Genomic DNA, 11,386 nt, shown 5'->3' on the forward strand with positions numbered 1-11,386 from the left:
CCCTCCCAGCACATCAAAATGCGAATTAGCCCTTTTTCTTTTGTCGGGGAGATAAGTTATCTTTGTGGGAAGGGGGAGTGGGTGGACCGATCCACCCGATACTGAGACACGTACACTATCCGGACTTACTTCATGCGAGAAGACGATACCATCACTGCCGCGTTCCTCGACTTTGGCAGCCACACGATCAAGGCCGCCTTAGCGGACTGCAAGGCGGACGGCACCTTTACAATCCGTCAGCAGAGCACGGTCGAGTCGGAGGGACAGATCCGTCGCGGCATCATATATAATCTCAAGGAGGTGGCGACGAAGGTCGATGAGCTCCTCCGGCAGCTCTCTCAGCTCGCCGGCTGCCCCATAGACCGAGTCTACGCCGGGGTCAATGGCCAGAGCCTCCACTCCGACATGCACGAGGCCGAGCTGACTCTCGGCAAGCTGCGTGAGATCACGGAGGAGGATATGAACACGCTCCGCCGCCAGACTGCGGACGAGGACTTCGACAGCCGCTACATATCGATCGCCGACGATGTCACCCCAGCCTACTACGTCGATGGCAGCTGGACAAATAACCCGGTCGGCGTCCAGGGATCCAATCTCAAGGTGAGCTACCAGCTGCTCCTCGCCCGTGAGGAGCTGGACCGCAATATCCGGCGCGTGCTGGAGGAGAAGCTGGCACGAGAGACGGAGTACCTGATCCCGGCAACGATCATGAGCGACCTCTTCCTCACCACGGAGCAGAAGCGCTTCGGCTGCGCCCTGATCGACTTCGGCGCCGAGTGTACGACCGTCTCGGTGTACAATAGAGGACAGATGGTCGGGCTGCGTGTGATCCCACTCGGTGGCGATGCGATCACCACCGACCTGACCGACATGCACATCTCGCTCATGGAGGCGGAGCGGATCAAGACGAAGAACGGCTCCACGCTCTCCGCTTCCGAGGAGGAGGCAAAGGGCGAAGTGGTGGTGCAGACCGCCAACGGCATGACCTCCAAGAGCCTGCCGCTCCGCGAGGTCAATCGGTACATCCGTGCCCGCTCCTCAGAGATCGTCCGCAATATCTCGACCTACATCAATACCCTCCTCCCCGAGCACAGCCTCTCCGGCATCGTGATCACCGGTGGAGCATCTCGCATGACCGGTCTGAGGGATCTGCTGACGAAGGAGTTTAATGTCAAGGTGGACTACGCCGCCTCCATCCTCGGCCGCTATGGGAGAGAGAATAGCTACTACATCGAGAACGCTGAGTGGCACTCCGTCTATAGTATGGTCTACTACGTGGCTCAGGACCTCGCCGCCACCCATGTCGGCCCCGAGCCGTCGGCGCAGAAGCAGGCACCGACCGCCCCCACCGAGCAGCCGGTGACGCGCACGAGCGAGCAGGCGACCTCTACCGGCAGCGACTACCCGGAGGATCAGCTGCCGGATGATGCCTTTGCCGGCACGACGCAGACGCTCATCAATGTGGAGGAGATAGAGACGAAGGCGCAGGAGCCGCCCAAGAAAGTGACCCGCGGTAGCGGCACGAAGCACAGGAACAAGGGCAATGGATTCTTTTCCAAGCTATTCAGTGGCGGCCTCATCTTCCCCGAGGATGACGTCGACGAGTGATCTCTACCCTTTTTATCATAGATACGTATCGGACTTATGAGCGAATTACTCAATATCAGCAGCAAAAAAAAGGATGAGATCCCGACGATCATCAAGGTGATCGGCGTCGGTGGCGGTGGTGGCAATGCCGTCAACTATATGTATGGTCAGGATGTCGACCACGTCTCCTACCTCCTCTGCAATACCGACCGGCAGCACCTCCTGGAGTGCAACGTCCCCGACACGATCGTGCTGGGACAGAAGACGACCAAGGGGCTCGGTGCCGGCAATCGTCCGGAGGTGGCTCACGCTGCCGCCGAGGAGTCGGCGGAGGAGATCCGCGAGGCGCTCAACGACGGGACCGAGATGGTCTTCATCACCGCCGGTATGGGTGGTGGCACCGGCACAGGTGCCGCCCCGGTGATCGCCCGCATCGCCAAGGATATGGGCAAGCTGACGGTAGGCGTCGTGACGATCCCCTTCGTCTTTGAGGGACGGGTGAAGATCCTCCAGGCGATCCAGGGCGTGGAGGAGCTGGCAAAGAATGTCGATGCCCTCCTTGTGATCAAGAATGAGCTGCTCTACCGAGTCTACCCCGACCTGACGATCACCGAGGCCTTTAAGAAAGCGGATGACGTCGTCACCACCTCCACGCGTGCCATCGCGGAGATGATCACGATCAAGGGCGCGATCAACCTCGACTTTGCCGACGTCCGCACGACGCTGCAGAATGGAGGTGTCTCGATCATCACCATGGGCTTTGCGAGCGAGGAGGAGGGCGTCAGCGTCGCCATGGATCGAGCGCTGAAGTCACCGCTCGTCAATACGACCAACTTCGACAAGGCCTCGCGCGTCCTCCTGCTGCTGACCTTCCTCAAGGGACACGACCCCAAGGCAGCGATCGCACAAGACTTCCAGCGCGAGCTGGAGAAGATCCAGAATAACTACTCCCTCATCTGGGGCATCAGCGAGCGGGAGGACATGGAGAATGAGATCGGCGTCACGCTCCTCGCCTCCGGCTTCAGCGAGGGCGACCTCCGCTACGATGAGTATGGCAAGGAGCTGAGCGATGCGATCAGCAAGGAGATCGGCGAGACCGCCGAGAAGCGGCACGAGAACGATCGTAAGATCAGCCTCTTCTATGGCGATGTGCTCGACACAGGTCCCTACGCGACCGTGATCTTCAGTGAGGACGAGCTCGACAACGACGACTTCATCTCCGCCGTCCTCGCCACCCCGACGCTGAAGCGCAAGGACGAGGACCTGAAGAAGCTCCGACAACACCTCCGCACCTCAGGCGGGACGGAGGGGAAGCCTACCCCCGTCACCACACGGCGAGAGCCGGTCGCCGGAGTGGATGACCTCGGGTCACTCGAGTCTCACGCGCCACAGAGTGTTCCCGTCGCTCCGGAGGTCCCGACCGCCGAGGTGGAACCGGTGATCTCACGCACACCGGAGGCGCAGGAGAGCCTCCCCGACGATGAGGAGCAGGAGGAGGTCATCCGGTTTGGCAACGACTAAAAAAGCGAAGAATACCTATGAGCAATCTATTTGACCAAGTAAGCAACGATATACAGAAGGCTATGCTGGCGCACGACCACGTGCGCACAGAGACCCTGAGAGGGGTCAAGAAAGAGTTCCTCGAGGCGAAGACCGCCAAGGGCGCCGAGGGCGAGCTCACCGACAGCCATGCGATAGAGATCCTGCAGAAGATGAAGAAGCAGCGTCTCGATGCGGCACAGATCTACCGCGACAATGGTCGCCCGGAGCTGGCCGAGGGCGAGGAGGCAGAGGCCAAGATACTTGAGGAGTACCTCCCCAAGCAGATGGAGGAGGGCGAGCTCACCGAGTATATCCGCACTCTGATTGAGAAGCTCGGCGTCACCGACATGAAGGGGATGGGACGCATCATGGGCACCGCCACGAAGGAGCTGGCAGGCAAGGCTCAGGGTGGCGACATCTCCCGCATCGTCAAGCAGCTCCTCACGGGCAAGTGATCCGGATGACTATGGATGTAGAGCGACTGAGGGAGGACTTCCCCGCCCTCCGGGACACCATATATAAGGAGGTACCGCTGATCTACCTCGACAACGCTGCCACGACACAGCGCCCCCGGTGCGTCATCGACCGGCTCGAGGAGGGCTACCTCCACGCCAATGCGAATATCCACCGTGGCGTCCACTACCTCAGTCGCGTGGCGACGGAGGCGCACGAGGCGGCACGGGAGACCGCTGCCCGCTTCATCCACGCCCGGGAGGCGGCCGAGGTGGTCTTCACCCGAGGCACCACCGACGGCATCAATACCGTGGCGGACACCTACTGCCGAGCCTTTATGCAGCCGGGGGACGAGGTGATCGTCTCCACGATGGAGCACCACTCCAATATCGTCCCCTGGCAGCTCCAGGGGGCCAAGCTCCGTGTGATCCCGATCAGCGATGAGGGAGAGCTTGATATGGAGGCGTACGAGAGACTCTTCACCCCACGGACGAAGATGGTGGCTGTCACCGCCCTCTCCAACGTCCTCGGCACAGTCAATCCGGTGCGCGAGATCGTCGACATAGCTCACGCTCACGGTGTCCCCTGCCTCATCGATGCCGCTCAGGCCATCGCCCATCGGCCGGTGGATGTCCAGGCATGGGACTGCGACTTCCTCACTTTCAGCGGGCACAAGATCTACGGACCGACCGGCATCGGCGTCCTCTACGGCAAGCGGGAGTGGCTGGAGCGGATACCGCCCTATCAGGGTGGCGGGGAGATGATCGACCACGTCTCCTTTGACCACACCACCTACGCCGGTCTGCCCTATAAGTTTGAGGCCGGGACGCCCAACTTCATCGGCAGCCTCGGGCTGGAGACAGCACTCAAGTACGTGAGCGAGATCGGCATCGATGAGATACAGTCTCACGAGCGAGAGCTGATCGACTACTGCACAAGCGAGATGGAGCAGATCGAGGGGATGAGGATCTACGGCACCGCACCGGGCAAGGAGAGCGTCATCTCCTTCCTCATCGACGGCGTCCACCCCTACGACCTCGGCACGCTGCTTGACCACCTCGGCATCGCCCTCCGCACCGGTCACCACTGCGCACAGCCACTGATGGAGCGGTATGGCATCACCGGCACGGCGAGGGTCAGCTTTGCCCTCTACACCACACGTGAGGAGGTGGACACCTTCATCGCCGGCCTCAGGCGCGTGCTGCCTATGCTCCGCTGAGTGTGAGCAGGTAAGGGAGGGTTGCCCGCATTTTTGTACCTTTGCACATAGAGCGAAGAGGTGGAGAGCTTAGGCGAGCCCTCCCCCTCCTTCACTCACTCACCTATTTGTATCACCAACTATCACACTAATCGACTCGATTATTATGATGACATCAGACCAACTTGCTTCGGTGTTGGAGCGCCGCGATGCGCTGAGGGGGTACCTTTGACATCGATAACAAGAGAATACAACTAAAAGAAGAGGAGCTCCGGACTCAGGACCCGCACTTCTGGGACGACCCCGCCAAGGCGCAGGAAAAGATGCGCGAGGTGGGCGACCTGAAGCGCTGGATCGAGGACTACGATAAGATCGACACGATGGCGGAGGAGCTCTCCCTCGCCCTCGAGTATGCCAAGGAGGACCCGGAGCTGATCTCCGAGGAGGAGACCGACAAGATATACGCCTCTACCCTGGAGGCGCTCGACAACCTCGAGCTGCGCAATATGCTGCGGAGCGAGGAGGATCAGCTGGGCGCCCTACTCCAGATCAACTCCGGTGCCGGAGGTACCGAGAGTCAGGACTGGGCCTCCATGCTGGCGCGTATGTACCAGCGGTGGGCGGAGGCGCACGGGTACAAGGTGACGATCACCAATTGGCAGGACGGCGACGAGGCCGGGATCAAGACCTGCACCTTTGAGGTCGAGGGCGACTACGCCTACGGCTATCTCAAGAGCGAGAATGGTGTCCACCGTCTCGTACGTGTCTCGCCCTACAATGCCCAGGGCAAGCGGATGACCTCCTTTGCCTCCGTCTTCGTCGTACCCCTCGTGGACGACCGGATCGAGGTAACGGTAGACCCCGCCAAGATCAGCTGGGACACCTTCCGCTCCGGTGGCGCCGGCGGGCAGAACGTCAATAAGGTCGAGACCGGCGTCCGGCTGCGCTACCAGTACACCGACCCCGACACCGGCGAGACGGAGGAGATCCTGATTGAGAATACGGAGACCCGTAAGCAGCAGGAAAATCGCGCCAATGCCATGCGCCACCTCAAGTCAGAGCTCTACGACCGAGAGCTTAAGCGTCGCCACAAGATGACCGAGGAGATCGAGGGTAGTAAGATGAAGATCGAGTGGGGCTCCCAGATACGCAGCTACGTCTTTGACGACCGGCGTGTCAAGGACCACCGCACCGACTACCAGACCTCCGACGTCGACGGCGTCATGGACGGCGACCTGGATGGCTTCATCAAGGCCTTCCTGATGGAGTTTGGCGCCTCCCCCAAGGACATCTCCGGACACTGATAATACATTAAAACAAAATATACCAAGATGATTACTACAGCAGAATTCAAGAACGGCGTCTGCCTCGAGCTCGACAGCCAGCTCTACGAGATCGTGGAGTTTCTCCACGTAAAGCCCGGCAAGGGTCCCGCCTTTGTCCGCACCAAGCTGCGCAACCTCCGCGACGGCCGCGTACTCGATAAGACCTGGAGCTCAGGTGTCAAGGTAAAGGACGTCCGCATTGAGCGCCGTCCCTACCAGTACCTCTACAAGGACGAGATGGGTCTCGTCTTCATGCACCCGGAGAGCTTTGAGCAGATCACCATCCCCGAGGAGGCGATCGTCGGTGTACAGTTCCTCAAGGAGGGCGACATGGTTGAGGCGATGATCAATGCAGAGAATGAGGAGATCCTCACCTGCGAGCTCCCCGCCCACGTCACGCTCGAGGTGACCTACACCGAGCCTGCCGTCAAGGGCAACACCGCCACCAATGCCTCCAAGGCTGCCACCGTGGAGACCGGCGCCGAGGTGATGGTCCCGCTCTTCATCACCACCGGTGAGCGCATTGAGATCGACACCCGTGACGGCTCCTACGTCGGCCGCGCCAAGGAGTAACCGAGCCGAGACATCCGCACGAGAGAGTGCCACATCCTCCACCGAGGGTGTGGCACTCTCTCTTCGTAGGGAGGAGGGAGAAAAATAACGGAAGACCTTTGCGAAATGGTCTTTCGCCGAAAAAGCAGCGCTTTTTCGGCAGGAAGTTTGCAGAATACCTCAGATGCAAGAAGCTGAGAGTGAGGGCGAAGGGAGTGTGCTTACGCACATAACCAAGCCCGAATCTCGAATGTGACGCCACAGATGGGGTATTATGCAAAGGTCTCCTTAGGAGAGACACACCACATACCTGCTTAATTTCGTTACCTTTGTAGGTGAGTAACAATAGTATTAAAGACTTAGAAGAATGAAGACCATCAAGATTGCGACACTTGCCGCTCTCGTACTCACTGTGGGGCTCGCCGGCTGCAGCACCCTCAAGCCTCTGGATCCTCAGCGCGTGAGCGTAGATCCACAGCCCCTTGTCCTCAAGGGTGGTAAGGTGCCGGTCACCATCACTGTCCGCTTCCCCAATAAGTGGTTCAATAAGAAGGCCGAGGTGCGTGTCACCCCGATCCTCAAGTACCCCGGCGGGGAGAGCTGGGGGACCGCCTACGCCCTGCAGGGCGAGAAGGTACGCGGCAATGCTCAGACCATCTCCTATGCCGGTCAGAGCGTGGTGCTGAATAGTGACTTCGACTGGAAGCCCGAGATGCGCAACGCAGGGCTCTACCTGAAGTTTAATGCCAAGGTCAATGGCAAGGAGGTGCGTCTCCCCGACCTCAAGATAGGTGAGGGAACCATCGCCACCGAGGCGCTCGCTGATGTCGCCTACGCCGTGCCGGCTCTCGCTCCGGACAACTTCCAGCGGATCATCAAGAAGCAGTACGACGCCAATATCCAATTCCTCATCCAGCAGGCCAACCTCCGCGGCACCGAGCTCTCCAAGAGCGAGATCAGCAACTGGAAGGACCTGGTGCAAAACGCCTACCAGATCCCCAATCAGGATGTCGACGTCGAGGTGCAGGCCTACGCCTCTCCCGATGGAGGCGTGGAGCTGAATGATAAGCTGGCTCAGAGCCGTGAGAAGAATACCACCCAGTATCTGCAGCGTGAGCTCAATCGTCTCCGTGTGGAGAAGGATGTCGCCGCACACTACACCGCTCAGGACTGGGAGGGATTCCGTAAGCTGGTCGAGCAGAGCAACCTCCAGGACAAGGAGCTGGTACTCCGCGTCCTCGAGATGTACCCCGACCCCGAGGTGCGCGAGCGCGAGATCAAGAATATCTCCTCCGTCTTCTCCGACCTCGCTGACGTCATCCTGCCGCAGCTGCGTCGCTCTCGCCTTGTCGCCAATGTCACCATCGTCGGCAAGAGCGATGAGGACATCCTCCGCTACCTCCGCGAGCGTCCCGGTCGTCTCACCGTGGATGAGCTCCTCTATGCCGCCACCCTCTCCGACGACCCTGCCGTGAAGCTCAATGCCTACCAGCAGGCCTCAGGCATCTACCCGAGGGACTACCGCGCCTGGAATAACCTCGGCCTCCTCCGCTACCTCGCGGGAGACATCGATGGTGCAGCCTCCTACTTTGACAAAGCCACCAACGCCGCCAACGCCGCCGGCGTGGAGGCTCCCGAGGTAGCACTCAACAAGGGCCTCATCGCCCTCAAGGACGGCGATGTGCGCAACGCACAGACCCTGATCGGTCAGGCCACCAAGGTGCCCGAGTATGAGGGCGTGATGGGCCTGCTCGCGATCAGCGAGGGCCGCTACGCCGATGCCGCCAAGGCGCTCCGCGACGTACCTACTAACAATGGTGTGCTGGCGCAGATCCTCAATAAGGACTACAATCGCGCCCTTGAGCTGCTCGGCAAGATCTCCACTCCTGACGCCACGACAGCCTACCTCAAGGCGATCATCGGTGCCCGCACGGCACAGGAGAGCCTCGTTCGTGAGGGTATCCGCGAGGCCGTCTCCCTCGATCCGTCGCTCAAGAGCACCATCGCTCAGGACAAGGAGCTGGGACGCTATACCATCAGCTCTGACATTAAGTCTCTGCTGATGTAACGAAACTGCTGACAAATACATTTTTCCATATTTTTGCTTCGAAGGGGTGCACTCGTGAGAGTGCGCCCCTTCTCCTTACCCCCTTGTGATAATAGCTTCAGAGACTCGAAAGGGGGCAACCCCAGGTGTGCATACCGAGGTCCGACCCGTCCGACTTGTCCGACTTGTCCGATAAGATAGAGGATGCTGGGAAAGATTTTTGATCCCGCCAGGGTGCACACTCACCAGTCAGGCAACCGGTGCGACACCCTGGCGGGGTCGTGGGATGGGTGATTTCTGCTCGGCGACCCGCAAGGGGTCGAGGGGTAGGGATGGGTCTCTGTACATCGGTCACCGCTTCGCGGATGACCGATGCCTTTGGAGCGAGCACCCTTTGGGTGCCTCACGGATGAGCCCCCGTGGTATCTGATTATCCCAATGCTCAAATGCGTCACCCCTGTTATATATCATCGATACAAGTCCGGGTGAGCGGGGGATTGCGTACCTTTGCTACCGATATCATGAGCGAAACGATTATACAGATCATCAATGCCGTCCTCGGCATCGTCTACGTCCTACTGGAGGGCAGCGCCTCGATGTGGCTCTGGCCGCTGGGGGTAGTACAGCCTGTCTTTGCCCTCATCGTCGGCTGGCAGAGCCAGACCTACAGCACGATCCTGGTGCAGTTCTACTACCTCATCACCTGCATCATCGGCTGGATCTCGTGGCAGAGACGGCGCCGGAGTGGCGGAGGCGGTGAGACGGCTCACCCACCGATCACCCGCATACCTCTCCGCGAGCTGGCGATCTGCGCCCTAGCGACGATGCTGGCCTTTGGGCTGATCTTGGTCTCAGTCGAGACCTTTAGCCCCTACCCTGCGGTGGAGGCCGCCGGGACGGCCCTTTGCTTCCTCGGCATGTACCTGCTCATCAGGGCGTATGTCGAGTCGTGGTATGTCTGGATCGTCTCCAACCTCCTCTACACCGTCCTCTACGCCCTCATCCCGGGATACTTCTACACCGCCATCCTCTACGGCGTGCTGACCCTCCTTGCTGTACGGGGGCTGATCGTCTGGAGGAGAAAGATGCACCACCGGAGCGACCTATGAGATACCTGCCCCACCCCATCTCCACCGTAATCTTCGCCGACGGAGAGGCTCCCTCCGAGGAGCTTGCCTCCTCAGTCCTCAGTCGGGCGTCCCGCGTGATCGTCACCGATGGCGCCCTGAGCAACTACTACCTCTTCACAGAGCGCGATCCGGAGGTGGTGATCGGTGACGGGGACTCGGTCGCGACGGAGCTGCTGGAGCGGCACCACCTCACCTTTACCCGCGTCGATGACCAGATGACCAACGACCTCACCAAGGCGGTCCACTATGCCCTCCGCAAGGGATGGCGGTCGATCACGATCTTAGGCGGGACAGGGCTGAGGGAGGACCACACGGTCGCCAATATCTTCCTCCTGATGGACTACTACGAGTCGGGGGCAGAGGTGCAGATGGTGAGCGACTACGGGACTTTTGTCCCCTTCTCCGGTGAGCGGTGCTTCGATGTGCCGCAGGGACTGGAGGTGAGCTTATTCTCCCAAGACCACCTGCCGATGAGTGCCGAGGGAGTGACCTACCCCTTCCACAAGGCGATCTACCCGAAGCATTGGCAGATGACGCTCAATAGCGTCACTGAGTGTCCCATCCGTCTCGAGGCGGAGGGGATTGCGCTGCTCTACGTGGCGAGCGAGAGGTATGTCCCGCGAGACGAGGTCAAAGTATGAGGGGTAACGATGAGCCCAAGGTCTATGTCGTCTGGTCGGGTCGTGAGATGGGCGTCTTCGACAGCTGGGACGACTGCAAGCCCCTTGTGGTGGGGGTGAAGGGGGCGAAGTACAAGTCCTTCAAGGGCATCACGCACGCTGAGGCGGAGCGGATCCTCGCTGACGGACCGGAGCAGTACTATGGCACCGGGACGAAAACGAAGAAGGAGCCCGCACCGGACTACGAGCAAGCAAAGGCCTCCATCTCGCCCGATGCGATCGCCGTCGATGCCTCATCGCAGGGCAATCCGGGGCGTATGGAGTACAGAGGGGTCTACGTGGAGACGGGGGACGAGGTCTTCCACAGCCGGGTCTACCCGAGAGGGACCAATAACATCGGCGAATTCCTCGCCATCGTCCACGCCCTCGCCTGGGAGGAGCAGGTGGGCTACTTCGTCCCGATCTACTCCGATAGCCGAAACGCGATCCGCTGGGTGCGGAATAAGGTCTGTAAGACGAAGCTCCCTCGCGATGAGCGCACGGAGCAGCTCTTCCGCCACATCGACCGGGCGATCCTCTGGCTGCAGCGACACGACCTGTCTCGGTACGACCTGAGGAAGTGGCCCACGGAGGTGCTGGGCGAGATCCCTGCCGACTTCGGACGTAAGTAGAGAATATTGCACGAAGTGCCATTCTCGCACATTTGTTTCAAATGTGCTGAGACTTTGCACGAAGGATGAGATGCAAGGCGCTGAGGATGAGACCGAAGGGAGCGCACTCACGTACGTGACCGAGGTCGAATTCCGAAAGCAACGCAGCAGATCGCCTTCGTGCAACAGTCTCAAATAAGTAAGCAAAGAGAGCCCCGAGTGGAAAACGACCGCTCGGGGCTCTCTTTTTTGACTTATAGGTCAAAATGGTGGGTGCGACAG

General features: G+C 60.0%; 10 protein-coding genes. All 10 read left to right on the forward strand.

Features of this window, described 5'->3' with window-relative positions; all coding sequences use genetic code 11:
• Positions 1–132: 132 nt before the first annotated feature.
• The 10 genes from ftsA (at position 133) to HMPREF2890_RS02835 (ending at position 11,125) form a co-directional block, all read left to right on the forward strand.
• Entirely contained in the window at positions 133–1,608 is a 1,476-nt protein-coding gene (ftsA, locus tag HMPREF2890_RS02790) for a cell division protein FtsA (RefSeq protein ID WP_070464997.1), read from the forward strand.
• Positions 1,609–1,644: 36 nt separating this feature from the next.
• Complete coding sequence (ftsZ, locus tag HMPREF2890_RS02795; protein WP_070465000.1) at positions 1,645–3,108, forward strand: cell division protein FtsZ; 1,464 nt, start codon at positions 1,645–1,647, stop codon at positions 3,106–3,108.
• 17 nt (positions 3,109–3,125) lie between these two features.
• Positions 3,126–3,584, forward strand: coding sequence for a GatB/YqeY domain-containing protein (locus HMPREF2890_RS02800; RefSeq protein WP_070465003.1), 459 nt, complete (start codon positions 3,126–3,128; stop codon positions 3,582–3,584).
• Between the two features lie 5 nt (positions 3,585–3,589).
• Positions 3,590–4,801, forward strand: coding sequence for an aminotransferase class V-fold PLP-dependent enzyme (locus HMPREF2890_RS02805; RefSeq protein WP_070465020.1), 1,212 nt, complete (start codon positions 3,590–3,592; stop codon positions 4,799–4,801).
• Between the two features lie 145 nt (positions 4,802–4,946).
• A protein-coding gene (gene prfB, locus HMPREF2890_RS02810; protein ID WP_148130659.1) for a peptide chain release factor 2 occupies positions 4,947–6,084 on the forward strand; the annotation gives its coding sequence in 2 pieces (ribosomal slippage) (positions 4,947–5,009 and positions 5,011–6,084; 1,137 coding nt in all).
• A gap of 27 nt (positions 6,085–6,111) precedes the next feature.
• Positions 6,112–6,678 carry an elongation factor P gene (efp, locus tag HMPREF2890_RS02815; RefSeq protein ID WP_070465008.1) on the forward strand — a complete coding sequence of 189 codons (567 nt, stop codon included), beginning with the start codon at positions 6,112–6,114 and terminating at the stop codon, positions 6,676–6,678.
• 346 nt (positions 6,679–7,024) lie between these two features.
• Positions 7,025–8,725, forward strand: a complete 1,701-nt coding sequence (locus HMPREF2890_RS02820) for a tetratricopeptide repeat protein (protein WP_070465011.1) — start codon at positions 7,025–7,027, stop codon at positions 8,723–8,725.
• Positions 8,726–9,225: 500 nt separating this feature from the next.
• Positions 9,226–9,813, forward strand: coding sequence for a nicotinamide riboside transporter PnuC (gene pnuC / locus HMPREF2890_RS02825; protein ID WP_070465023.1), 588 nt, complete (start codon positions 9,226–9,228; stop codon positions 9,811–9,813).
• Positions 9,810–10,475, forward strand: a complete 666-nt coding sequence (locus HMPREF2890_RS02830; RefSeq protein ID WP_070465014.1) for a thiamine diphosphokinase — start codon at positions 9,810–9,812, stop codon at positions 10,473–10,475. The genes pnuC and HMPREF2890_RS02830 overlap by 4 nt, the downstream gene beginning before the upstream one ends.
• Positions 10,472–11,125 carry a ribonuclease H1 domain-containing protein gene (locus HMPREF2890_RS02835; RefSeq protein WP_070465017.1) on the forward strand — a complete coding sequence of 218 codons (654 nt, stop codon included), beginning with the start codon at positions 10,472–10,474 and terminating at the stop codon, positions 11,123–11,125. The genes HMPREF2890_RS02830 and HMPREF2890_RS02835 overlap by 4 nt, the downstream gene beginning before the upstream one ends.
• The last annotated feature ends 261 nt before the right edge of the window (positions 11,126–11,386 follow it).

The sequence above is a fragment of the Porphyromonas sp. HMSC065F10 genome (assembly GCF_001808555.1).
In the GTDB taxonomy this organism is placed as follows: Bacteria; Bacteroidota; Bacteroidia; order Bacteroidales; family Porphyromonadaceae; genus Porphyromonas_A.

Excerpts from the sequence above, each read along its gene's own strand:
- ftsA (WP_070464997.1), top strand. The coding sequence starts at position 133 with ATGCGAGAAGACGATACCATCACTGCCGCGTTCCTCGACTTTGGCAGC.
- ftsZ (WP_070465000.1), top strand. The coding sequence starts at position 1,645 with ATGAGCGAATTACTCAATATCAGCAGCAAAAAAAAGGATGAGATCCCG.
- HMPREF2890_RS02800 (WP_070465003.1), top strand. The coding sequence starts at position 3,126 with ATGAGCAATCTATTTGACCAAGTAAGCAACGATATACAGAAGGCTATG.
- HMPREF2890_RS02805 (WP_070465020.1), top strand. The coding sequence starts at position 3,590 with ATGACTATGGATGTAGAGCGACTGAGGGAGGACTTCCCCGCCCTCCGG.
- efp (WP_070465008.1), top strand. The coding sequence starts at position 6,112 with ATGATTACTACAGCAGAATTCAAGAACGGCGTCTGCCTCGAGCTCGAC.
- HMPREF2890_RS02820 (WP_070465011.1), top strand. The coding sequence starts at position 7,025 with ATGAAGACCATCAAGATTGCGACACTTGCCGCTCTCGTACTCACTGTG.
- pnuC (WP_070465023.1), top strand. The coding sequence starts at position 9,226 with ATGAGCGAAACGATTATACAGATCATCAATGCCGTCCTCGGCATCGTC.
- HMPREF2890_RS02830 (WP_070465014.1), top strand. The coding sequence starts at position 9,810 with ATGAGATACCTGCCCCACCCCATCTCCACCGTAATCTTCGCCGACGGA.
- HMPREF2890_RS02835 (WP_070465017.1), top strand. The coding sequence starts at position 10,472 with ATGAGGGGTAACGATGAGCCCAAGGTCTATGTCGTCTGGTCGGGTCGT.